At 35.9% G+C, this 23,417-nt stretch carries 21 protein-coding genes; 5 read left to right on the forward strand and 16 right to left on the reverse strand.

Going from position 1 to position 23,417, the window contains the following annotated elements:
- Positions 1–212 precede the first annotated feature (212 nt).
- From AC07XN_RS13860 to AC07XN_RS13895, 8 genes are all read right to left on the reverse strand, one after another.
- A complete protein-coding gene (locus AC07XN_RS13860) occupies positions 213–1,358 on the reverse strand; it encodes a DUF3179 domain-containing (seleno)protein (protein ID WP_494743511.1) in 1,146 nt (381 codons plus the stop codon).
- Positions 1,359–1,888: 530 nt separating this feature from the next.
- Positions 1,889–2,434, reverse strand: a complete 546-nt coding sequence (locus AC07XN_RS13865; RefSeq protein ID WP_494743512.1) for a carboxymuconolactone decarboxylase family protein — start codon at positions 2,432–2,434, stop codon at positions 1,889–1,891.
- Between the two features lie 3 nt (positions 2,435–2,437).
- The gene (locus AC07XN_RS13870) at positions 2,438–2,983 is read right to left on the reverse strand and encodes a carboxymuconolactone decarboxylase family protein (protein WP_309914798.1); all 546 of its coding nucleotides are present in this window, start codon (positions 2,981–2,983) and stop codon (positions 2,438–2,440) included.
- A 71-nt stretch (positions 2,984–3,054) separates the two neighbouring features.
- Positions 3,055–4,281, reverse strand: coding sequence for an MFS transporter (locus tag AC07XN_RS13875; protein WP_494743513.1), 1,227 nt, complete (start codon positions 4,279–4,281; stop codon positions 3,055–3,057).
- Positions 4,282–4,315: 34 nt separating this feature from the next.
- Positions 4,316–6,550: an FG-GAP-like repeat-containing protein gene (locus tag AC07XN_RS13880; RefSeq protein ID WP_494743514.1), complete on the reverse strand. Its 2,235-nt coding sequence runs from the start codon at positions 6,548–6,550 to the stop codon at positions 4,316–4,318.
- Between the two features lie 66 nt (positions 6,551–6,616).
- Positions 6,617–9,376 (reverse strand): TonB-dependent receptor, encoded by a 2,760-nt coding sequence (locus AC07XN_RS13885; protein ID WP_494743515.1) that lies wholly within the window; start codon positions 9,374–9,376, stop codon positions 6,617–6,619.
- Positions 9,377–9,440: 64 nt separating this feature from the next.
- Positions 9,441–10,013: a carboxymuconolactone decarboxylase family protein gene (locus AC07XN_RS13890; protein WP_309914811.1), complete on the reverse strand. Its 573-nt coding sequence runs from the start codon at positions 10,011–10,013 to the stop codon at positions 9,441–9,443.
- Positions 10,014–10,452: 439 nt separating this feature from the next.
- Positions 10,453–10,857 carry a hypothetical protein gene (locus AC07XN_RS13895; RefSeq protein ID WP_309914814.1) on the reverse strand — a complete coding sequence of 135 codons (405 nt, stop codon included), beginning with the start codon at positions 10,855–10,857 and terminating at the stop codon, positions 10,453–10,455.
- Between the two features lie 80 nt (positions 10,858–10,937).
- Here AC07XN_RS13895 and AC07XN_RS13900 point away from each other — a divergent pair, with 80 nt between their 5' ends.
- Positions 10,938–11,936 carry a sulfite exporter TauE/SafE family protein gene (locus AC07XN_RS13900; RefSeq protein WP_494743516.1) on the forward strand — a complete coding sequence of 333 codons (999 nt, stop codon included), beginning with the start codon at positions 10,938–10,940 and terminating at the stop codon, positions 11,934–11,936.
- Positions 11,937–12,246: 310 nt separating this feature from the next.
- Here AC07XN_RS13900 and AC07XN_RS13905 read toward each other — a convergent pair whose 3' ends face one another.
- The gene (locus AC07XN_RS13905) at positions 12,247–14,559 is read right to left on the reverse strand and encodes an ATP-dependent helicase (protein ID WP_494743517.1); all 2,313 of its coding nucleotides are present in this window, start codon (positions 14,557–14,559) and stop codon (positions 12,247–12,249) included.
- A gap of 227 nt (positions 14,560–14,786) precedes the next feature.
- Between AC07XN_RS13905 and AC07XN_RS13910 the strand changes: the two genes are divergently transcribed.
- A complete protein-coding gene (locus AC07XN_RS13910) occupies positions 14,787–15,125 on the forward strand; it encodes a DUF6984 family protein (RefSeq protein ID WP_494743518.1) in 339 nt (112 codons plus the stop codon).
- 124 nt (positions 15,126–15,249) lie between these two features.
- A complete protein-coding gene (locus AC07XN_RS13915; protein WP_494743519.1) occupies positions 15,250–15,759 on the forward strand; it encodes an NUDIX domain-containing protein in 510 nt (169 codons plus the stop codon).
- A 9-nt stretch (positions 15,760–15,768) separates the two neighbouring features.
- Here AC07XN_RS13915 and pnuC read toward each other — a convergent pair whose 3' ends face one another.
- From pnuC to AC07XN_RS13945, 6 genes are all read right to left on the reverse strand, one after another.
- The gene (pnuC, locus tag AC07XN_RS13920; protein WP_494743520.1) at positions 15,769–16,362 is read right to left on the reverse strand and encodes a nicotinamide riboside transporter PnuC; all 594 of its coding nucleotides are present in this window, start codon (positions 16,360–16,362) and stop codon (positions 15,769–15,771) included.
- 92 nt (positions 16,363–16,454) lie between these two features.
- On the reverse strand, positions 16,455–17,138 hold the full coding sequence (gene nth / locus AC07XN_RS13925) for an endonuclease III (RefSeq protein WP_494743521.1): 684 nt from the start codon (positions 17,136–17,138) through the stop codon (positions 16,455–16,457).
- A gap of 90 nt (positions 17,139–17,228) precedes the next feature.
- Positions 17,229–18,080: a twin-arginine translocase subunit TatC gene (gene tatC / locus AC07XN_RS13930; RefSeq protein WP_309914835.1), complete on the reverse strand. Its 852-nt coding sequence runs from the start codon at positions 18,078–18,080 to the stop codon at positions 17,229–17,231.
- Between the two features lie 289 nt (positions 18,081–18,369).
- The gene (locus AC07XN_RS13935) at positions 18,370–19,197 is read right to left on the reverse strand and encodes a mechanosensitive ion channel family protein (RefSeq protein WP_309914838.1); all 828 of its coding nucleotides are present in this window, start codon (positions 19,195–19,197) and stop codon (positions 18,370–18,372) included.
- A gap of 32 nt (positions 19,198–19,229) precedes the next feature.
- On the reverse strand, positions 19,230–19,421 hold the full coding sequence (locus tag AC07XN_RS13940) for a hypothetical protein (RefSeq protein ID WP_494743522.1): 192 nt from the start codon (positions 19,419–19,421) through the stop codon (positions 19,230–19,232).
- Positions 19,414–20,013, reverse strand: coding sequence for an RNA polymerase sigma factor (locus AC07XN_RS13945; RefSeq protein WP_309914845.1), 600 nt, complete (start codon positions 20,011–20,013; stop codon positions 19,414–19,416). The genes AC07XN_RS13940 and AC07XN_RS13945 overlap by 8 nt, the downstream gene beginning before the upstream one ends.
- A 261-nt stretch (positions 20,014–20,274) precedes the next feature.
- On the opposite strand from AC07XN_RS13945, the gene AC07XN_RS13950 reads away from it, so the two are divergent.
- Together AC07XN_RS13950 and ppk1 are read left to right on the forward strand one after the other, a co-directional pair.
- Entirely contained in the window at positions 20,275–20,763 is a 489-nt protein-coding gene (locus AC07XN_RS13950; RefSeq protein WP_494743523.1) for a DUF6438 domain-containing protein, read from the forward strand.
- 149 nt (positions 20,764–20,912) lie between these two features.
- Entirely contained in the window at positions 20,913–23,123 is a 2,211-nt protein-coding gene (gene ppk1 / locus AC07XN_RS13955) for a polyphosphate kinase 1 (protein WP_494743524.1), read from the forward strand.
- Between the two features lie 72 nt (positions 23,124–23,195).
- Here the strand turns inward: ppk1 and AC07XN_RS13960 are convergent.
- Positions 23,196–23,417 (reverse strand): hypothetical protein (locus AC07XN_RS13960; protein ID WP_494743525.1); only part of this gene is annotated, 222 nt, incomplete at its 5' end.

Below are 23,417 nucleotides of genomic sequence, written 5' to 3' on the forward strand. Positions count from 1 at the left end.
TTGTATAGTACAGTTCATTTTTTAAGGTAATTAATAAGATTAAAAAGATTTTTGACAAAAAATAGAAGGAGTGAAAATTTTATCTTTCCATAATTATGGAAAGATGAGGTGTTAAGAGGTAAGATAGTTGTGTTAGAGAATACTCAATTGAAGTTTTTAAAGAAGGGTAGAACTATTTTCCACATGTAATAAAGTTTGTACGATAAAGCATACTAATATTGTTGCGTATCAGGATGGAATGTCTTCCAACTATGCCAAAACTCCTGATAAGCATTAACTTTAGTAAGAGGGTTTCCTTGTCCTTTGTCTAAATATTCTCCTTTTAAATTAAAATGTGCTTTGTCAAGTATCAATGTGTCGTTCTTTACCGTAAATTTTGGACTATTTGCTGGTGCCTTAAATGCAAAGAAGCTCTTGTCGTCTTTAGCTAACACCAATACGATAGGTTGTTGTGCGATAGTAGTTTGGATAATCCGTTCCTTCTTTAAACGATTCCAATCAAAAGCTTTACTTTCATTGGCTACTTGAATGCCCACTACCCATGATTTATTTTTCCATGATAATGAATCAGTACCAGTAAGTTTTTTCCTTGATTTCCCAGATTCATATTTGGCTGTACTATCATACTCTTCTTTATAGCGCAAATCGGGTTGCATGATTTTGCTATTTGGATACATTTTTAGCCAAGTATCTAATGACACTTGTTGAGCAGCTAGTTCGGGTAACATTGTGCCTTTTAGCGGTCCAGTAATGGCTTCACCATTGGCTTGACGCCACCAACTTTTGGTCGTTTTGTCTTCAAACATGGCATTGAAATGATCCATGCCCACTAATCTGAATGTTTCTGGTTTTCCATTAACGGTAGGCTCAAAAACTCGTCCAGTTCTACAAACAGAGCAATAAGTAACCATGATAGGTTTGCCACCAAGCGTATCACGCACTTGGTGATGGTATGTAATCAATGAGATAGGATAAGCTTTGGCCTCGCCATTCAATGCTACACCGATAATTACCCTATCTGTTTTAATTTTATTTTCATTGGCAGATTTCATACTCAGGTGCTCAGTCTGTGCAAACATCGCATCGGCAGCCATTTTGAAATTAAAGGCATAGCATACTCCAGAGGCTATTAAAATAATGGCGATAGGCAACCATTTTGAAGATTTAAATGCTGATGCAATACCAATACTTATCATTAGTCCAAAGCATATTCTGAATATCCATCGCCATGAATATAAAAAATAAGCGATATCGATGCTTCGCATTTGCTGACTACCCGGCATTGGCATAATGAAATAGACATTCAATATTTCAAAAATAATAAGACCTAAAATGCCTAAATAGAAGAGCTTTTTCATTACAATTTGTGTCTATGAGGGTTAGTGTTTTATCTTGAATATGTTTGATAAGCCATTTAAGTAAAAACTCTACGTATCAAGTTGATATGTAGAGTTTGAAATATTAACCATTTATAAATACTTAGTATCTTGAATTAGATTGAGTTTTGTAAAACTTTACACGTCAAAAAACGTGTAAAGTTTGTAATATGCCCAATTCTAATATGTGAATGTCTTTAGTTTAGAGAAAAACAAAAAAGTAAATTATTTTATAATTATTTTGACTTTATTGATACGACAAATATAAGGAGTATTTTTAATAAATTCCAAATAAGTGGAAAAATTTTCCACTCAATTAAATATTTTTTAATATTTATGTCTATTATTAGGCTTTTTGAGCTTTTTTAAAGCTTTACAATGTAGTAAAATGTTTAAATTCAATCATTTGATAGCGTTACATCGATTATGTTTTTGAAAGTTACTAAAAAATCAAACTCCTAAAATTTCCATTTTAATGGAAATTTTAGGAGTTTGATAATAATTGAGTACTTCTAGCTAGGAGAAGAATTGGCATACCCAGTTTCCTCTGCTATTTTTTTAGCCCTTGCCTGATACATCTCTGGAGCATTTGGTGCAAAAGTACCTAAGCCATCCACATAACGATTAAACATGCAAAAAGCCGCACTTATTAAAACAGTATCATGAATCTCAATATCCGTAGCACCCAACTCACGAGCTGTTTCAACTTGGGCGAGGCTCACATGCTTACCACCTTGCTGAACACTTTTAGCAATACTTAGTAATGCCTTTAATTTATCCGAGATAGGAGCAGTAAGATAATCAGCTTTTACTTTGTCAACCAATGTATTATCAGTGGCGTAATACTGGGCTACTGCTCCATGAATATTCTGACAGAAAAAGCAATCGTTTAATGATGATACAAAAGTGGCAATTAGTTCTCGTTCTCCTTTGGTCAATCCTTCATCTGTTCTGAGTAAGGTTTCTGCCAAGGTATTTAGGGGACTAGCAGTGAAGGGTCTGAAAGCCATTAAGCCACGTATTCCCGGTAATTCTTCGGTTAAGGTAATATGTGCCATATGTTAAGATTTTGTAGGTAAAACATATCCTAAAGTTCCCATGCGCTCGCCCATTTGTGCATAAACTGTTGAATCAGTAGGGGTAAGCGTAGCTAGTCCATCTACATAGCGATTAAACATACAAAAAGTGGCTGCGATTAAAACTGTATCATGAATGTCTCGGTCATTTGCTCCCGCTGAACGTGCCAACTGTATATCTTCTTCACTGACGGTTCTAGCATCAGCTTGTACTTTTCCTGCTATTGTTAACAATGCTTTTATTTTATCCGAAATAGGTGCATTTTGATAGTCTTCCAATACCAAATCGACCGTATTTGCTTCGTCTTGATATAAATATCTTGCTGCTGCGGCATGACTACATGAACAAAAAGTACAGGTATTTTTATTAGAAACATACGTAGCAATCAATTCTCTTTCTGCTGGGCTTAATGGAGAGTCTTCTCGCAATAAGATTTGTGCTAATTGATAGAGGGGTTTCCCTGTATCGGGACGATACATTACTAGACTTCTAATACCCGGAACGTTTTCTGGAAGCTGAATATGTGGCATAACGTGATTAATAATTGGATAAATTATGAGTTAGATTTTACAATAGTTAATGATGCTCCATCACAAAAGATTTATGCTCTAGTATCTTTACTAAAATATACTACAGTTAAAGCAATGAGGAAAGTAATCGAAAAAGCGAGGAGGGCATTTCCAATGCCACCAAAGGCTGTTACTAAACTTCCTACAAAAAATACGGCTGTAGCAGTGAAAAACCTGCCAATATTAAAACAGAAACCTGTAGCGGTGGCACGAATTGTTGTTGAAAAAAGAGCAGGAATATAACTTGATAATGAACCTTGGCTTATCCCAAAGAATAAAGAAAGCAAAGCCGTTTCAAGATAAATAATGGGAGAAAAGTGGGCATTTGTTGTAAACAACAGTAAGCAAGCCAAAAAACACCCCGAGAAAGTAAGTATCAGGGTATTGCTAGAGCCCAATTTTTTGATTAACAATCCAGAAATCATCCCACCGACAATACCACCAATACCCAAAAGCATCATGATGAGACCACGTTCTTTTTGCCCGTCTGAAGAAGTGCCGATTAATAAACTTTGAACCCATGTAGGCAACCAAGAGAAAATAGCCCATAGCCCAATTAAGACCGCACCAAAAATCAATGAGCCAATGAGTAACTTAGAACCATTGGTTTCAGAGAAAATACTTTCTTTATGTTGGTTTTTGTTGCTCTCTTCTGATTGCCAAGAGGAAGATTCTGGTAAGAAATATATAATGATAAAAGACAGTGAAATAGGAATAATACCTAACCAAAAGGATTGACGCCAACTGTTAAAAATTACATTCAATCCTCCCGTAAGTACGATACCAATGGGAAAAGAGACCGCTAAAATCCCTAATGCTACTGGACGAGTATCAGCATCCCAAATTTCTGAAATATAGACAGTAGTAAGCAACAACACACCGCCTACTCCTAAGCCTGTAAAGAAACGATATACCAAAAGGCTTTCCCAATTGCCTACAAAAACAGTCATTAAAGTAAACAATCCATAAATGCCTGCTGAAAAAGCTAAGGTTTTGATTCGACCTACTTTATCACTAACAACGCCTAATGTTAAGCCTCCGAACATCCAGCCAAATATAAACGAGGCATTTAAATAAGCGCCTATTTTCCCTAATTCATCTGCCGTAGGTGTTTTACCTAATAATTCTGGAATGGCAACAGGTAAATTAACAGATATTAATGTTGCTACTGTGCCACCCAAGAGGTAACAAAACATGCAAAGCCCAAAGGCTAAAGTGTTACGTGACTGTGTTTTAGGGTTAGTTATTGCAATTGCCATCTGAATAGTTAAAAGGGTTTTGTTAATACTACCATTAAAGGTTCATCGTTTTTGAATCACAAACAGGAATGGTATTATACTGATTTGAGAAAGGCGTTTTCTTAAGATTAATTTTCGTAATAACATTACTGCCTTCTTTTATCTGAATAAACTGGTTGGGTTTAATATTTTTAAAAACCTGTTTCTTGCCAGTACTAGCCCAAGTGATTTCTACTTCATCTATTAAGTCACTTTGTCCAATACCAATATCTCTTCTTAGGGGTGATGCACCAAAACTTCCGCCCGAATTGACATCTCTGTGAATGACTCTTTTTACGCCTTTTTCTCTAAAGCTAATTTTTAGGCGTGTACCTATTGCCGAGCGATTGGTTTCCTCACCTTCTAATCGGATATTAATCCAGCGGTTATTATTTTGACCGGGATTGAGATAAAGAGAATTATTATAAGAATCGCCGACATAAGCACCCCCTACTTCAATAAAAATATCACTGTCGCCATCATTGTCAAAGTCTGTAAAAGCCACTCCGTGTCCTTTTTGAAGATTGCCCACTCTGCCACTTACAGTTACATCTGCAAATGTGCCATCACCCATATTTCTAAAAAGACGATTAGGAACCAGCGATTTATAATCAGGGTTTCCCGTTCCTAAATACATATCTAGGTAGCCGTCATTATCAATGTCTCCGAAGTTTGCGCCCATTGCGAAAACAGATTTATTTAAACCTGCTTGCTTAAACACATTAGTAAATGTGCCATCATGATTGTTGTGGTATAAATACATTTTACTGGCTTGGTTCGGCATCCCCAAGGCTTCCGTTGCCGCTGAATAGGCAAGAGATTTATCAAATTGATAGCCACAAACAAAGATGTCTTGCCAACCGTCATTGTCATAATCCCAAAACCACGTCGGGAAGGTACTTACATGTACATCTGCTAATCCTGCTTTTTCAGTGACATTTTCAAACTGAGGAATATTATTGTTTATTCCTTTGTTTCTGAGCAATGTTCTTTTTCCTTGAATGCCAGAAAGAACGATATCTTGTAAACCGTCATTATCATAGTCGGCAGCACTAACGCCTTTTATAAAATCTGTAATCAGGCAATTTGCCTGAGAAGCGACTTCTGTAAAAGTTCCATTTTTATTACTGATAAATAATTCACAAGGATTGTATTCCTCAAGTCCGCCGTGTTCATTACCAATGAATAAATCTAACCAACCATCATTATTGAAATCTCTCCATACGCCTGTTTGTGTAGGATGTTCTGAAAAAAGACCACTTTGAACAGTAACGTCGGTAAAAGTATTATCACCATTATTTCTCAGTAATGAATTGGCTTGTTTACCAAATTTTCCCATCCAAGCACCTCTAAACACGAAAATATCAACAAAACCATCGTTGTTGTAGTCAGCCTGAATCATATTCAAACCACCTTTAAAACGCCCTAAATCAGAGATAACTGAGCAATCAGTAAAACTACCTTTAGTATCATTTCTAAAGTAGTGCATCGCACCTGTTAGTCCCCAGTCAGATGTAATAATATCTAAGTATCCGTCATTATTAAAGTCATCCACTATCACCCCTCCAGCCATATTTCGCTTATTAAGGCCTATATTAGGTGCAACATCTGTGAATGGTTTAATCTCATAGCCCGAATTGTCTTTATCAAGATTTGGAATAAGCCACTGGCTAGGAACCTGTGCGGGATATTCACCAAGAGTCATATAAGCAATATTTAATAACCATCTCGATTCATAATCTTCTGGATTTTGTTGAAGTAGTTTTTCATATATTTCAATGGCTTTTTGTGAACCTGTTTTGTTCTGATGTACTCCGTTGTCCTTAATAGGCATAATACAAGACTCTGCTGAATGATTGGTAATACAGTTTTGACGTTCGCCCATTCTTAAATATGAAATAGCATAGCTTTTCATCACATCAGCGAAATGTCTGTGTTCAGCGTCTGTTTTTTCCAATATTTGTTCAAAAGCTTTTATGGCTTCTTCCTCCTTTCCAAGTTTTAGAAAACCATTTGCTCTAAAAAAATTTGCACGCATTCTCATACCTATATCAGTACTTTTTCTTGAGACAGAATCAAAAAAGGCAAATTCAGCCTCAGGGCAAAATGAGTTTTCACCTACATAAAATTTATCATAGGTAGCCGCTAAATGTTTTACCATTTGGTCATTTGAATTTGAAACCAACCCACAGGATTGTCCAATGTATAAAGCCAGACATAGGCAAGAGTATTTTAAAAATTTAGAGTTCATAATTTTAACAAGGTTTTTAATAGTTATAGTTGTAAATAGGATTTAGAGGAAGAGAGAATCTGTAAGCTATCTAAATAGTTCATCAAATGTCAGTGAAACATAGTATAAACCACCTACTGCGGGCGAACCGTAAGCTTGTACGATATAGTTATTCGTCAAATTGTTCGCCCCTAATTTTACGGTAGTTTTTAAGGCAGGTACACGATAATTCACTTGTGCGTCTATCAAGCTATAAGCAGGAACATTACCAGGACGGTTTTCATTAAATGTGCCGTACCAGTCAAATGATTCTTGCCAGTGCCATGCTACACTGAACCCTAGGCGGTCAGTAATTTTTGAATTGCTAAGGGTTAAGTTAGTCTTCCAACGAGGCGTATTGAAGGCTGGAATATTATTAGGGTTGGCATCCATAATGTTGAAGTCAGACCATGTAGTGTTGAAACCAACACGATAGTTATCAGGTAAAAAGTAAGTTAATCCCAAAGAAACGCCTTGTGAACTTACTTTGTCAGCAGCATTGGTATAAAGTTGGAAAGCCTGAGTTTTTCCTCCCAAAATATCTTGTGCCGCTGCTGAATTAATCGTTCCGTCTGAATTTAAAACATTACTACTTGGGCGAATTACTACTTGATTAATCAAGAAATCAGTAAACGTACTTCTGTAATAGTTTACATCAATTAAGAATTTCTGAGCCAATAATCCTTTGTAACCTATTTCAAAACTCTGTGTTTGTTCAGGTTTGATATATGGTACATTTGATTTTACAAGTTTGCTTTTATTGTTTTCAACGGCCGTAGGGAAAGCAACACCTTTCTGTAAATCGCTAGAGAAGCCACTCGCAAAAGCCCCTACCGAAGCGGCCGTGAATGAATTTTCATAAGCGTTTAAGCCCGCACTGTTAGCTGGCGCACCTCCTAAGATAATGATTGGGCCAACGTTTAGCTTAATAAATTGGTCTGGTACAGTTGGGTTTCTAAAACCTGTTTGATACGATGCTCTAAAATTATGATTTGTTGATGGAGAAAACACCGCAGAAGCACGTGGTGTAAAACTGCCATTAAAGTTTTCGTTTTTATCATACCGACCCGATAATGTTAGTTTCAATTGGTCTTCTAAAATTGATTTAGAAGCCTGTGCAAAAACGCCATATTCTTTTACACTCACTTTATTGATTTTATCATCAAATAAAGTACCGTTGGTTTCCATATCATACACCCTATAGCTTCCGCCTACCAATAAGTTAACAACTTTCAAGGTTTGGCTTAAATCATATTGAGCATCTATGTGATAGAGTTTACTATTGCTTAATACACCCGCACCGCCTAAGCCAGCAGTAGCGATGTATTTACTTTTTTGTTGTTCAAAGTCACTCGAACCTGGTATAAAACGTCCTTGGTCGGCAAAAGCTCTGGCAGCACTGTGGTCTTGAGCACCCACACTCGTTACTTTTCCTGTATAGGCAGCAGTATAGCGTTCAAACCAAGTAGCATCAGCTTTATCAGGCGTTACTACATTTCCATTTAAGTCTCTTACCCAAGTACGGTTAATAAGCTGACCTAAAGAACGAGTATTATAAGAGTTGTTAGATTGTTCGGCGGTAGAATAGCCTCTGATAAAAAAGTTAGTTCCTCTTAGCTCTACTCTATTTTGAATTAACTTAAAATCGTTTAAAGCAAAACGGCTACTACCTGTATAATTGGCAGTTCCTTGGCTATAATTTACTTGATAGATGGCTTCTAAACTTTCAGAGATTTTATAGTGCAAAGCCGCATTCAGTTTAGTAGAATAGACGCCATAATTGGCTAAGTCTTTTTCTTCGTAACCAGTACGAGAAACACGTCCGATTCCTGTAATGGTTTGAGCTACTTCGTCTCCATAAATATTCAAGGCATTTCTTCCTGGGTTACTATCACCACGTTGAGCAGCAGGCGTATTAGGGTCGATGTCTGTATAATTGTTAGCATACCAATCCGTTCCTTTCAAGTAAGATGCATTTAATTTAAACGCAAAACGATTGTTGAATGCTTTGGCATAACGAAGGGCAAAATCAGTAAATGGTTTTGCTCCAGAAGCATTGTCAGAAACATGATTAATACCCACTTTTGTTTGAACAGATAGACCTTCGTAGGTAAAAGGATTTTTAGAAGTAGTCATTAATAAACCATTGAAAGCCACTGGGCCATACAAAGCGGAGGCTGCACCCGGTATTAATTCTACACCTTCGATGTCTAAATCAGAAGAACCAAAAAGGTTACCTACGGCAAAACCTAAGCCTGGCGACTGATTATCTACACCATCAATCAATTGTAAAAAACGGCTGTTACCTGTTGAGTTGAAGCCACGTGTGTTTATTTGTTTGTAAGTAAGACCACTCGTAACCATATCCAATGATTTTACATTCACCAAAGCATCATAAAAACTTACTGAGGGGCTTTGCTGAATAGCCTTTGAATCTATCTTTTCAATACTAATCGGGGATTTCAGGATATTTTCTTCTATTCTCGAGGCAGAAATAACTACTTGTTGTAAAAGCTCATCGCCAGCTTTAAGAGATACAGTAATAGGATTATTATCTATTACATCAATCGTTTGGCGTTCAAAGCCAATCATGGTAAATACAAGCGTAAACGGAGGTTTTGTGGAGGTTTTTAAGCTAAAAAAACCTTGGTTATTACTAATAGTACCAGTGTTTTTGCCTTTGATGGTAACACTTGCCCCAGCCAAAGGCTTTTTAGTTTCAGCATCTGTGATAGTACCAGTAAAATTTTGTGCAATTACAGCGATTGAATTAAGTAATATAATAGTCAGCGTAAAGATTTTTTTCATGGATAATAAGTTTTAGTATGAGATAATTAGTGGGTATTCATTAGAAAATTCGGAGAAGTCCATACTATGAATGTGCCTCTTTTTTCAATTGTTCATAGATGGCAGGTACTCTGTTATAACCGTTAGTAGTAATACGTTGCCCTAATCTTTCATAAAAAGCAGGTTCTGCTGGCGTTACACTTGCCAAGCCATCCACATATTTGTTGTAAAGACAGAACAAAGCGGCTATCAACACTGTATCATGAATTTCACGATCAGTAGCTCCTACATTTTTAGCACGCAGGATGCTCTCAGCACTAACATTTTTTCCATTTTGCTGAACCAGTGCCGCTATTGCTAATAAAGCCTTCATTTTTCCAGAAACTGGAGCCGATTCAAAATCTTGTTTTACCATTTCACACGTTTCAGATTCTCCTAAAAGTATATTGGCTGCCGAAGTATGTGCACTTGTACAAAACTTACATTGGTTTTTAGAAGAGACCAGTGTCGCAATTAACTCACGTTCACCTTCTGTAAGCGTTGATTCTCCACGCAATAAAATTTGTGTAAGCTCACGAATTGGTTGAGCAGTATCTTGGCGATATTCTAGTAGACCAGTAATGCCTGGCAAGTGGCTTTCTAAAGGGATATAAGGCATGATAATTAGGAATTTATTTTCTTTTCAGTAAAGTATTTGTGAGCGTATATCGTGTAATATTAAATTGTATATATCACAGAAATATTTGAATAAATTTATTATTCCAAATTTATGGAATAATAACAAATAAATCCAAATATTTGGAATAATTAATTTTAGATATGCGCAGATTGTGGAGAAGTAAGAGAAGAACAAGACATTTTATTGAATAATGATAGAATTTGTGAATAAATAGTAGGCATTATGGTCAAAAATGACGATTTTTGATTTTCCATAAAAAGGGAAAATATGGAAATAAAAGAGACGCTTTATTAATTGGGTCAGCTAATAAACCGATAGCGAGGGATAGTAAAGAAGGATAGTGAAGACTAAAAAAAAGCCAGAAAACAATTGATTTTCTGGCAGGGTATAAAAGCATTATATGATATTTGCAGACTAATTAAATAGTTTGCGGGTCATTCAAAGAAGGACTATTTAAGTGTTCTATAACTTGATTTTTTAGTTGTTGAACAAACTTGCCAGTATCTTCTAAAGATTCTTCCTGACCTGATAGTTTCTTGACTAAATTCAGTAAATGCGTTTGAGTTTGTAACATCACAGAAAGGGTAATCTGATTATCAGCAATTTGTTTTTGATTACGAATAATGCTTACTTGATTGTTAACGATAATTTCTTGGTTTTTGATAATCGTAGATTGATTTTGAATCACCAAATCGTGATTATCCGCATTACGCTTTTGATTCTCAATCATAATATCATGATTCCCAACGATGCGTTCTTGCATATCTTTTAAGAAATTATGCTCGGCAATTAATTTTTGAAGTATTTCCTCTATATTTTGCATAATGATACTCTTGAATGAGAATTTTTATGATTGAAAAATGCGTTTACCTTTGTTTCCCGTAAAATTAAAGATTTTTATTGATGCAAACCGACAAACTGAAAAAAATCAAATTGCCTTGGCTTTACTTATCATTTTTGATAGTGGTATTGAGTGTTTGGACGTATTACATGGTAACTACCAACAGCTTTTATATTTATTTAAAACATGGATACGCAGTACTCACAATGATTTTTGGTTCATTCATTGCAGGGTCTAGTCCCGAAGGCAGTGCTGCCATTGCCTATCCAGTCTTTACATTATTACTGAAAATTCCCCCGGCCATTGCCAGAAATTTTGCTTTCGCTATTCAAAGCATAGGAATGACATCAGCAAGTTTACTGATTTTAAATTTAAAAATAAAAGTTGAGTGGAATTATATTAAATATGTAACCTTCGGAGGTGTTTTCGGATTAATTTTCGGTACTTATTATATCGTTCCGCTTATTTCGCCACCTTTGGCAAAACTATTTTTTGTATCCTTATGGCTTAGTTTTGGCTTGGTTTTATGGCATGAAAACACCAAACCCAAGCGTGAAGTATTTGATAAAATTCAATCCTTCCAACGTTCAGATATGGCGAGATTGCTATTTTTTGGATTAGTAGGAGGAATGATTTCATCAATCTTTGGTACAGGAATCAACATCTTCTCTTTCTGCTTGATGACGATTTATTATCGGATTGATGAGAAAGTAGCTGTACCATCGTCTGTTATTATCATGACGTTGGAAACATTATTAGGCTTTTTCTTGCACGCAGGCCTAATTAAAGATTTTCAACCAGAGGCTTTTGAAATGTGGCTAGCTTGTATTCCTTTTGTCGCTTTTTTTGCTCCACTAGGCGCATTTGTTATCAGCAAAGTACCTCGAAAAGCCGTAGCAACTTTTTTGTACATCATCCTAATTGTTCAATTTGTCGGGGCTATGTGGGTAATTAAACCAAGTGTTTTACAGTTGATTATGTGTCTGATTACACTAGTAGCAGGGTTAAGTACTTTTGTGTATTTGGCTAAAATGAAGAATAATAGGATGTTGGAGGAGTAGAAATTTGTCTTTACATATAAGTTAAGTAAAATTATTCATCACTAACGTGTGACTTAAGTCCTATTGATTACTCACAATACATAAGTGATTGACAATCATATTCTTATCCCTAGCGAGGGACTTAAGTCCCTCGCTAGGGATAAGAGCTTCATGTAGTCAGGCTATGAAATGAGGCGACCAAAGTTCGGTTTGAAAGGCGATTTAAACCAATTTTATCAATAATCACATCTTCATTTTAACTTTTTAAAAGATGTGGGTAATTGATAGTACTTAAGTCACCCGCTAGTGATAAAGTTTAGAACTTAATAACCTACAAAATCCTCAACTTAGCAAAGCTCAATAATAGTGTTTTCTCACCAATTGTTCCTTCAAACTGAATCACCGCCTTGCGGTCGGTTCCATTAGCATCTATCTTTTTTACTTTCCCGAAACCAAATTTTAAATGTTCTACTCGGTCGCCTTCTACCAAGGCTTTCGTATCGCTAGGTACAAAATCTTGTGAAGGCACATAGCTATTGCCAACAACTGGGCGAGGTGCTGGTTTGGCTATTAAATTGGCAGTAGACGTTGGCTTATTAGGCGTGCTAAAGTCAGGAGCCTTTTGCTCACGATTGGTCATTCTGACAAATCCTTGTGGTGCTGGTCTTTCTTCGGCACGACGAATATTTTTAGCAAACTGTAAAAAACTTGGATCAATTTCATCAAGGAAACGACTTGGTTCACATGGTTTCAAGCGTCCGTATTGATAGCGACTTTCAGCATAAGACATCATCAATTTTTTCTCAGCACGAGTAATCGCTACATAGAATAATCTACGCTCTTCTTCCAAATCTGCTCTGCTTTGCAACATCATTTGGCTAGGGAAAAGGTCTTCTTCCATACCTACTACATACACATGATTGAACTCCAACCCTTTTGCTCCGTGAATAGTCATCAACGTTACTCTATCATTATCACCATCAGGGTCGTCGCTATCGGCAGTGGTTAATAAAGAAACCGTTTGTAAGAAGCTAGAAAGCGATTTATCTTCCTCCTCCACTTCGTTATCGTCCACAAATTCTTTGATAGAGTTCAATAATTCCTGCACGTTTTCATAGCGTGAAAGTCCCTCTACTGTTTTATCTTCATGCAATTCACGCAATAATCCTGATGCTTTGGCAATGTGCGAAGCTACTTCATAAGCATCTTTTTTATCAGCTTCCACCATGATTTTAAAAGACTTTATCAAGTCAGCAAAACCTTCGATGGTATCAGCAAATCGTCCTGCTTGGAATTGCTTGATATTTGAAACGACTTCCCATACAGAAATCTGGTTTTCAGAAGCAGTTACTGCAATTTTAGCAATGGTAGTATCACCAATACCTCTTTTGGGTAAATTGATAATCCTTTTGAAAGCTTCTTCGTCTCTTTGATTGACCACAAAACGGAAGTAAGCCAATAAGTCTTTTACCTCACGACGTTGATAGAATGACAAACCACCAATAATTCGGTATTTAATATTCAACTTCCGAAGCGCCTCTTCAAATGACCTAGACTGTGCGTTAGTTCTATACAAAATGGCAAAATCTGTATTGCGTAATCCATGTGCCATTTTTGATTCAAAAAGGTGGGTTGCAATCAAACGCCCTTCTTCATTGTCTGAACTGGCTTTAATCAACTCAATCAAAGAACCTTCTTCATTTTCAGTAAATACCTTTTTCTTTAACTGATTTTTGTTTTTGGCAATGATGGAATTGGCAGCCTCTACAATATTTTTAGTAGAACGATAATTCTGTTCAAGCTTGATAGTAGCCATATTTGGATAGTCTTTTTCCAAATTCAAGATATTATCAATACTTGCACCACGGAAAGCATATATCGACTGGGCATCGTCACCTACTACACAAAGATTTTTCGATAGTTCAGATAATTTTTTGACAATCAAATACTGTGAAATATTGGTATCTTGGAACTCATCTACCATGATGTATTTGAATTTGCGTTGATATTTATCCAATACAGCAGGGTGGTCACGGAAAAGAATATTCGTGTTGTACAGCAAATCATCAAAGTCCATCGCATTAGCCTGAAAACAGCGTAAAGCGTATATTTTATACAATTTGCCCATTTCTGGTAATTTAGCTGCCGCATCATCCGCAGCAATCACAGGATTGTTCAAATATTCATCTGGCCCAATCAAGCGGTTTTTTGCTCCTGAAATACGGTTGAAAATTACATTGGCTTTATACACCTTGTCGTCCAAACCACGCTCTTTAACGATAGCTCTAATTAACGATTTAGAATCGTCGGTATCATAAATAGAGAAGTCAGACGTATATCCTAGATGTTTTCCATCAAAACGAAGAATCTTAGCAAATACAGAGTGAAAAGTGCCCATCCAAAGATTTTTGCCATCGCTCCCTACAGCATTTTCGATACGCTGTCGCATTTCACCGGCGGCTTTATTGGTAAAAGTCAGTAGCAAAATTTGGAATGGGTCAACGCCTTTTTCGATTAAATATGCTGTACGATAAGTCAGTACTCTAGTTTTACCAGAGCCTGCACCAGCGATAATCATCAAAGGACCGTCTATATGTTGTACCGCTTCACGTTGCGGTTCGTTTAAACCTTTTAAGTAATCCATATAAATTTTTTAACTCAAATTGAATTGACCCCAAAATTACGAAAAAATAAGGGAGGGGTTAGTAAGAAGTTTGCTTTGTTTTGGAAATGTTGATTTCGGCTGTATTTTTACTCACAGATTTTTATTTAAAAAGAGAATAACATAGACCAATTTATTATATCACATTTCTTCTGCATAAATCTGCGGAAGGTATCAGCATAAATCAGCGGGGAAATAGAAAAAATATTATGAACGAAACCAGAGAAATAAGAGACATAGAAAAGGAATTTATCATTGCCCTTTTAGCCAAATTGAATCTCACGACTGATGATTACCCAATAGACAATGAAGTATTTGAATATGAAGGTGGGAAAATGGGAAGTATCAGTATTGGTAACAAAAATCCTGATGATTATGATGGAGATTTAATACAGGTAGAATATAATGATATTGATGGTGTACCCGTATTGATAACCCTTACCAAAAATAAATATAATCAATTATTAGATTTAGATTTCTGGAAAGAAGATTTTTCAGCACTGATTATCTACCCAAAAATTGAGGAGGTAATCGTTCGGCAAATGTAGGGTCGTATTGCATACGACCATTTGGACGAACGTTGTACAGAATTAAGTAATATACGATATCGGACACCACATGGGACGAATGCAATTCGTCCCTACGTTTTTATAAATATAAAATATGGCTAAAATGAATTTTTGTCCACAATGTGGAAAAGACTTGATTACAAAGTTTAAAGATGATCGAGAAAGAGTCCTTTGTCCAGATGAAAAAGATTGTGGTTTTGTACATTGGAATAACCCAACACCCGTAGTAGCGGCCATCGTAGAACACGAAGGAGATATTATTTTAGCCAGAAATGTTGCTTGGCCTGAGGGTTGGTTCGCCCTGATTACAGGTTTTCTAGAAGCAGGTGAAACACCCGAAGAAGGTATTTTAAGAGAAGTAAAGGAAGAATTAAACCTTGATGCTGAAATAGTAGAATTTGTCGGACTCTATGAATTTCATAGGATGAACCAACTGATTATAGCCTACCACGTAAGAGCAACAGGAGTAATACAACTGAGCGAAGAACTATTAGAATTTCAACGGAAAAAAGACCATGAAATCCTGCCTTGGGCAGCAGGTACGGGAAAAGCCGTAAAAGACTGGCAAGCCAAAAGAGGTATTTTTAATGAAGTAATAGAGTTTAAAAGATAAAGAGTCAGGCTATGCACTAAACCCGTGATTAATAGCCTGACTCTTTTTCCAATCCAGATAACCTTTTATGGCTAAGGCAGATAAAAGCAAATACAGCACGCCTGTACCATAAAGACCTTTATAGCAATACATTCCTGTGTAAAAAAAGTCGGCACTAATCCATAAAAGCCAGTTTTCAATATATTTGCGAGCCATCATCCATTGTGCAATTAGGCTGATGGCAGTAAGCGAAGAGTCAATATAAGGCAAACTAGCATCAGAATATCTACCATGCATATAGCCAGAGGCGATCGTGAAAGCAACGAAAATAATAGTACAAGCTAACCAGAACTTTGAAGGCATTGTAGTAACAGCCAATTCAGTTTTTTCTTTGCCACCAAATAACCATTGATACCAACCATAAATACTTAGGATAATAAATACTACCTGCAACTCCATATCTGAATAGAGTTTGAATTGCCAATATATTACGCCATAAATGCCAGAAGAAACAATAGCCCAAAACCATCCCCAAATATTCTGACGAGTATTCAACCAAACACAAATCAATGTGGTAAGAATCCCTAAGTCCTCTAGCCAGTTTTGTTGAATATATTCTTGCATGGTTATTTAATTTGAAAATGTGATAATTTGAAGATTTGAAACTGATTGATAAAAATAAAAAAAGCTCATAGCTCAAGGCTTAAAGCTGATAGCTAAACCGTTTTCAATTTCTTTGCTTGCTCTTTCATTACTTTCTTTTCAAGGTCTTCATAGTATTTACAGAAGCCTTTCAAGGCACATTCCCCACATTTTGGATTACGGGCTACACAGATATACCGACCATGAAGAATTAACCAGTGGTGTGCTATAGGGACAGATGCGACAGGAATATATTTCATTAATTCTTTTTCCACAGCTAATGGAGTAGTGGCTGTTTTGGCAACTAACCCAATACGATGCGAAACCCTGAATACGTGTGTATCAACAGCCATAGCAGGCTGGTTATAAATAACTGATACAATAACATTGGCAGTTTTGCGACCAACCCCAGGTAAAGTTTGTAATTCCTCAATTGAGTTAGGAACCTCAGAATGGTAAACAGAAACCAATCTTTGTGCCATGCCTATTAAATGCTTGGCTTTGTTATTGGGATATGAAATAGAACGGATATAACTAAATACTTCATCAAATTCAGCCTTAGATAATGATTCTGCATCAGGGAAGCGTTCAAACAAAGCAGGTGTTACCATATTTACACGTTTGTCAGTACACTGAGCCGACAGTGATACCGCCACTAATAGTTCATAAGGTGTGCGATAATGCAATTCCGTTTCTGCAATCGGAAAGTTTTCGGTGAAATAAGCAATAAGCTTTTGATAACGTTCTTTCTTGAGCATCAGTATTGTTATAATCTAAAAGAAGCCTTCGGTTTGGGCAAAGGCTTCTTTGGGTAAAAATATCAGATTCAGTATTTAATGAATATCAACTTAGCTTGCTAGCATTTCAGCATCACGTTGTTTGTTTACTCGTGCCGATACAACAATACTTACTTCATACAAACATAGTAATGGGAAAGTTACCAATAGCTGAGAAATCATATCTGGCGAAGGCGTAATTACCGCCGCAACAATTAGAATAACAACCACAGCATGACGACGATACTCTCTCATAAATGATGGGGTAAGAATACCCACACGTGAAAGCACATAGGTAATCATTGGTAACTGGAATGTTAGTCCACAAGCCAAAGTCATCATTGAAAGCAAAGAGATATAATCGCTGATATCAAATTGGTTTTGGATAGACTCGTCTAGTTTAAAGCTTGCCAAAAAGTTGATTGCCATTGGCGAAACCACAAAATAACCAAAAGCTACGCCCATGAAAAACAACAACGATACCCAGAAAACAGCTCCACGTGCAGCCTTAGCTTCTGTGATTTTTAAGCCGGGTTTTACAAAACGCCAAATTTCCCAGAAAAAATAAGGAAAAGAAAACAATAAGCCTACAAGGATTGATTGCGTAAGCGCCATCATAAACTGTCCTGATACTTCTCTGCTTTGCAAAATAAAGTTTGCTTGGGTAAAGCACAGACCTTCTACACCTGTAGCATCTGCTAACTTACAAAGCATTCGGTTGGTCCAGAACTCAGACTTTGAAGGTCCCATAATAATTTTTCCAAAAATTTCTTTTTGAAAAATCCATGCTACAATTGTAAATACCAAAATAGACGCTACCGAACGTAATATGTGCCAACGGAGTTCTTCAAGGTGGTCAAGGAATGTCATTTCATCACCTTCTTTTTCGTCTGATTCTTTGTCAAATTCTTGGTCTAAAGCCATTTTTTGAATATTAATTTGCTATTTTAATAAAGGCAATACGTTTAAATATTCCCCTTTTTTTGTTCTGTTTCTACCATTCATCTTTGATAAACAAGTGATGGTATTTTTGCTTCACTGCAAAAGTACATCAAAAACGCAAAAAACCCTGATAACCTTTACGATTGTCTGTTTATTATAGGGCAGATAGATTTTTCAAAAAACATTTATTAGCCACTTGCAGGCAGGCATAAAAAAATCTCCAAAGCCTTATCCTAGGTTTTGGAGATTTTAAAATATGGTTGAATAACAATCAAATAGTAGTCATGGGTATAATTTCTACTTTCTGATTTTGTAAAATACTCAATGGGAAAACAGTATTACTTTCGCCTGTTTGTAGTGTAATGGAAGTATTATCAATGGCAACAATTTGCCCTCTTACGCCATCGAGGATAATAGTTTGCCCTTCTTTGAATTTATTTTTACTATAAAAATTCGACAAAATATTGGCAAGCACATCTTTTGAAGCCAATCCATACCCAACAGCAAAAGATAAGATGATGCCACCAATGATTAGGTTGAAGCTAGATTCCAATAAACTGGTCTCAATACCCGCTTGTTTCAACGCAGCAATCAATGCCACTACCAAAAAGAAAAAGAAAACAATATTACCTAATAGCTTCCCAGATTCTATTCTCAATGACTTACAAACATTTATTACAGAATTCTTGAGCGCATCGGCAATCATAACACCTGCTAAAAGCATAAGGGCCGAAGCAATTAGCTTAGGAATAAGATTGACCAATGAAGAAACCATGTCAGTCAACACCTTCATCTCTAGGGTTTCTGTCGCTGCTGTAAGAAACACTAGCATAATGAAATAGTAAAGTGTTTTGGAGACAAAGGCACTTAGTCTTATTAATCCAAAACGTTTGATAATATCTATTTCATTCAGTTTGTCTCCTAATTTATCAAACCCAGTTTTTTCAAGTCCTTTTTGTAGAACATTGGTAGTTATTTTAGCGATAACCACACCCACAATCAACAAAATGAGTGCACCAATTACCTTGGGAGTAAATAGGAATAATTGTTCTAAAAGTTTTTGGAAAGTCTGAAAGAGGATGTCTTGAATGTTAGGCATAATGGTAAATATTTACAATAAGAAAGAAATGGTTAAATCTCAGATTGTTCTTGTTCAGTATTTATATCGATTGATTTTGTTAAAGTGTTGATGAAATTCCCAACAAATAACTCAACCAGTACAGAAGTCACTCTTATTGTCTCTATTTCGGCTACCAGCGCAGCCTTGACATGAGGCGGAATCTTTTTTTCGGAGTCGATATTTTTTAATGGATTGTTATTCATGATGAAAAAAAACATGGATAGCTTTGGTGATGATTATTCCCCAGAAAAATAAACTTTCTAGGTAAGCCTTTTTTAACTTATCCTTTGCTCTTAATAAACGCATCTTCACAGCACTTTCAGAAATATCCAAGGTATTAGAAATCTCTTTGATACTCATTTCGTCTTGATACTTCATCATTAAGATAGATTTATCCTCTGCAACAATCTGTTGAAGAGCTTTCCGAAGGCGATGGTCTTCCATTTCAGCTAGTTCAGCCTCTTCGTCATTATCAATCAAATCAAAATTTTCATCAATCAGATGTTCATTATAGCGTTTTGAAATTCTTAATTGGTCTATACAGTAGTTATAAGTAATAGAATATAGCCAAGTTGAAAATTTAGCTGTTTCTTTATAGCAACCAATATTTAAAACAAGTTTCATGAAAATATCATGTGTAAAATCTTCTGCTTTGGCTTCATCTTTTACAAAAGATAAACATTTGCGATAGATTTTATCAGCATAACGGTCATATAACTGTTCAAAATAGCTGTTGTTTTGACTTTCTATAAACAGGGAAACTAATCGTTCGTCACTTAATTTTTTAAGGCTCATTAATACTAAAGCTAAATGCTATAAATGAATTATTAATCGTATTTGGTGACTAACCAATGCGATTGTTGGTCTTATACTTTAAGGAGGAATTTTGGTGGGCAGTGACGCTATGTGTTATTGGAATACGAAAATAACAAAAAATATTTACTTTCTATTATATATTTAAAAAGCGAAAAGCCTTAAATTAGCTAAATCGCAAGGTTTTATATAATATTTTTAATACCAGAGGCGTTGAAATTTATATGATAATACCTACAGCACATGAAATTATTCTTAAGTTTTTGTTTATTAAGTGCCTTTTTTCTAGGAGCTTGTAAAGCTACACAAAAAAGGACATCGTCAGATACTGAGCAATCGTCTTCAAATACCGATTTACCAGCCAAAATTATTTTTACTTTAAGTAAAACTCCATGTTATGGAACGTGCCCAGTATTTAAAATGACAGTATTTGAAAATGATAGCTTAGTGTATGAAGGTGAAAGATTTGTTGATAAAATAGGCGTATCTTCAAAGTCTTTACCAAAAGGAAAAGTAAAAGAGCTTGTTAGTAAATTTAAAGCCGCTAATTTTTTTGAGTTCAAAACTGAATATAGCGCTCCTATTACCGATATGCCTACTACATATATTTCCTTTACTGATAAGACCAAGACGCTGAAAATTAAAGATTATCATGGAAGTCCAGAGGAACTAAAGCAATTAGAACAGCTGCTTGTTGATTTAGTATCTGACGAGATAAAAGTTAAAAAATAGATAGCGTGAAATTTAATGATTTTATAATAAGGATATCTTCTTATTAGATTTAACTTTGTTGAGGCATGAGTGTAATTCCCAAATACAGAAAACGCAGTAGAGTAAAGGATTCTCTTGTGGGGAATCTTTTTTCCTTTCTAAACAATTTTATGAATACAAAGCAAACACCCGAAGAGAAACGTCGTCTCGAAAAGGTCATTAATAAGTCATATGACGTTATTGAGAAGTCTGACTATATCAGCCGTGATTTAAGTTGGTTGAAATTTGATGAAAGAGTACTTGATCAAGCTAGAGATACACGTAGAAATATTTTCGATAGATTAAAATTCTTAGCGATTACAGCTTCAAACCTTGATGAATTTTTTACGATTCGTGTAGGGTCATTGTATAACTATATCGATTACGGTAAAGAGCGTACAGATTATTCGGGTCTGAGAGAATTGCCTTTCAAAAAAACGTTAATGGCTGCCACACAATCTTTTGTATCAGAAACACAAAGGTTGTATAACGAAGAATTGTTCCCAGAATTTGTGGAAAATGGTTTTAGAGTAGTCGGGCTGAATGACCTCAATGATGAGGAAATGGAGCAAGTCCTTGATTACTTTAATCGTACTATTTACCCAATGCTTACGCCTATGGTTTTCGACCATACGCATACTTTCCCGAGTTTACTTGGTAAAACCTTGATTTTCGGAGTAGTTACTAAAAGTGAAGGGGAACGTACTGAAAGCAATATTAACGAAAGCAGAAAAATAAGTTTTGTTCAGATACCACAAAACCTAAAACGTTTTTATGTGGTAGAGCGCGAAGAAGAAGTATTGTTTTTGCCTATCGAAGAAATCATTCGTCATGAAATCTGGAAACTCTATAAAAACGTAGAAATTGAATCAGTTGCTTTGTTCAGAATTACGAGAAACGGTGATTTTGATGTAGTAGAACATGAAGACTCTGAAACTGATTTTATCGACGAAATCAAGAAAAAAATCAAAGACCGTCGTTTGGGTAGAGTTACCCGTATCGAAATGGAAGATGGTTGTTCAGAGTGGATGTTGCAAATGATGCTAAAGCGTTGGAAGCTAGAAAAGAACGATATATTTTTTAGCAGTACGCTAATTGACTTTACAGCCTTCTGGCAAATTATTAAGCATAGCGAATTAAAGTCGAGACAAGATGTTCAAAGAGCGTCTGTTCCAGCGTTGGGTCAACTTACCCAAAAGCCAGAACATATCTTTGAAACGATGAAACAAGGGGATATCCTTTTGCATCATCCTTTTAACAACTTTGAGCCAGTCCTTCAGTTATTAGAACAAGCCGCAGAAGACCCACAGGTATTGGCCATTAAAATAACGCTTTACCGAATTTCAAAACATTCGCGTATTGCGGAGGCACTATTACACGCCGCTGAAAATGGCAAACACGTGTCGGTATTATTTGAAGTAAAGGCACGTTTTGATGAGGAAAATAATATTCGTGAAGCCCTCCGCTTACAAAAAGCAGGTTGCTTTGTGATTTATGGAATACCGGGACTTAAAACCCATACCAAACTGTTGCAAGTAATCAGAAATGAAGGTGACAGAGTAAAAAGCTATGCCCATTTGTCTTCAGGGAATTATAATGAAGATACTGCTAAGCTTTATACAGATATTGGCTTATTAACTACTGACGAAGTATTAACAAGAGATATTTCAGAATTTTTTAATGTTATTACTGGTCATTCGCAACCACACTCTTATGAAAGGTTGATTACTGCTCCTAGAGATATGCGTAAGCGTTTGGTAGAAATGATTCAGCATGAAGCTGCTAATGCAAAAGCTGGTTTGTCAAGTGGAATTTGTTTGAAAATCAATTCATTACAGGATAAAATTACGATTGATGAATTATACAAAGCGTCGCAAGCGGGTGTGAAAATTCAATTGATAGTAAGAGGGATTTGCTGTTTGCGTCCACAAAGAAAAGGGTTGTCTGAAAACATTACGGTGCGTTCTATCGTAGGAGATTTCCTTGAACATACCCGTATTTATTATTTCCATAACAATGGCGAGCCTAAAGTATACGGAGGTTCAGCAGACGTAATGGTAAGGAGTTTTGACAGAAGAATAGAATCTCTTTTTGAAATATATGGGGTTCAAGTAAAACAACAAGCCATTCATATTTTAGATTGGAACCTGAAAGACAATGTAAATGCTTATACCATGCAAGAAGATGGGTCGTATATGCGTTGTGCCTCGCCAGCAGAATGTGGGGCTAAGGAGTTTGATATTCATAAAAAATTCTTTGAAGTAAGTATGGCAGATGTAATGGAAGCCAAATTGTTTCAAGAAGAAGAGATAATAGAAGAGGAAGTAAGTACTGAAGTTTAATTCAGGTTATATCAATAATAGATTAAAGGCGACTATTTGATAAAAATAGCCGCCTTTAATTTTACTTGAAAATTAATTTAATGAACCCTTATAAAAAGGTTTTAAAAGTTTTGATGTTTTTGATGAAAGTAAACGGTATTGCTCCATTTTTACTTGAGAAGGCGTCTTTTCTAGTTTTCGGATGATAAATTTTAAAGGAGTTTCTCTAGAAACAAACACCAAAGAAATCAGCCAATCTTGTGTTTGTGATTCTACTAGATATCCAACTAAAGATTCTCCTAGCCATTTTTCTTC

Source organism: Arcicella sp. GW458-12-2-14-TSB2 (assembly GCF_059423785.1).

What these genes read in the sequence shown, in the direction of transcription:
- AC07XN_RS13900 (WP_494743516.1), top strand. Translation starts at nt 10,938, where the DNA reads ATGCAAACCGACAAACTGAAAAAAATCAAATTGCCTTGGCTTTACTTA.
- AC07XN_RS13875 (WP_494743513.1), bottom strand. Translation starts at nt 4,281, where the DNA reads ATGGCAATTGCAATAACTAACCCTAAAACACAGTCACGTAACACTTTA.
- AC07XN_RS13905 (WP_494743517.1), bottom strand. Translation starts at nt 14,559, where the DNA reads ATGGATTACTTAAAAGGTTTAAACGAACCGCAACGTGAAGCGGTACAA.
- AC07XN_RS13870 (WP_309914798.1), bottom strand. Translation starts at nt 2,983, where the DNA reads ATGCCACATATTCAGCTTCCAGAAAACGTTCCGGGTATTAGAAGTCTA.
- AC07XN_RS13880 (WP_494743514.1), bottom strand. Translation starts at nt 6,550, where the DNA reads ATGAACTCTAAATTTTTAAAATACTCTTGCCTATGTCTGGCTTTATAC.
- AC07XN_RS13895 (WP_309914814.1), bottom strand. Translation starts at nt 10,857, where the DNA reads ATGCAAAATATAGAGGAAATACTTCAAAAATTAATTGCCGAGCATAAT.
- AC07XN_RS13940 (WP_494743522.1), bottom strand. Translation starts at nt 19,421, where the DNA reads ATGAATAACAATCCATTAAAAAATATCGACTCCGAAAAAAAGATTCCG.
- AC07XN_RS13860 (WP_494743511.1), bottom strand. Translation starts at nt 1,358, where the DNA reads ATGAAAAAGCTCTTCTATTTAGGCATTTTAGGTCTTATTATTTTTGAA.
- AC07XN_RS13910 (WP_494743518.1), top strand. Translation starts at nt 14,787, where the DNA reads ATGAACGAAACCAGAGAAATAAGAGACATAGAAAAGGAATTTATCATT.
- AC07XN_RS13935 (WP_309914838.1), bottom strand. Translation starts at nt 19,197, where the DNA reads ATGCCTAACATTCAAGACATCCTCTTTCAGACTTTCCAAAAACTTTTA.
- tatC (WP_309914835.1), bottom strand. Translation starts at nt 18,080, where the DNA reads ATGGCTTTAGACCAAGAATTTGACAAAGAATCAGACGAAAAAGAAGGT.
- nth (WP_494743521.1), bottom strand. Translation starts at nt 17,138, where the DNA reads ATGCTCAAGAAAGAACGTTATCAAAAGCTTATTGCTTATTTCACCGAA.
- AC07XN_RS13945 (WP_309914845.1), bottom strand. Translation starts at nt 20,013, where the DNA reads ATGAGCCTTAAAAAATTAAGTGACGAACGATTAGTTTCCCTGTTTATA.
- ppk1 (WP_494743524.1), top strand. Translation starts at nt 20,913, where the DNA reads ATGAATACAAAGCAAACACCCGAAGAGAAACGTCGTCTCGAAAAGGTC.
- AC07XN_RS13915 (WP_494743519.1), top strand. Translation starts at nt 15,250, where the DNA reads ATGAATTTTTGTCCACAATGTGGAAAAGACTTGATTACAAAGTTTAAA.
- AC07XN_RS13890 (WP_309914811.1), bottom strand. Translation starts at nt 10,013, where the DNA reads ATGCCTTATATCCCTTTAGAAAGCCACTTGCCAGGCATTACTGGTCTA.
- AC07XN_RS13950 (WP_494743523.1), top strand. Translation starts at nt 20,275, where the DNA reads ATGAAATTATTCTTAAGTTTTTGTTTATTAAGTGCCTTTTTTCTAGGA.
- AC07XN_RS13885 (WP_494743515.1), bottom strand. Translation starts at nt 9,376, where the DNA reads ATGAAAAAAATCTTTACGCTGACTATTATATTACTTAATTCAATCGCT.
- AC07XN_RS13865 (WP_494743512.1), bottom strand. Translation starts at nt 2,434, where the DNA reads ATGGCACATATTACCTTAACCGAAGAATTACCGGGAATACGTGGCTTA.
- pnuC (WP_494743520.1), bottom strand. Translation starts at nt 16,362, where the DNA reads ATGCAAGAATATATTCAACAAAACTGGCTAGAGGACTTAGGGATTCTT.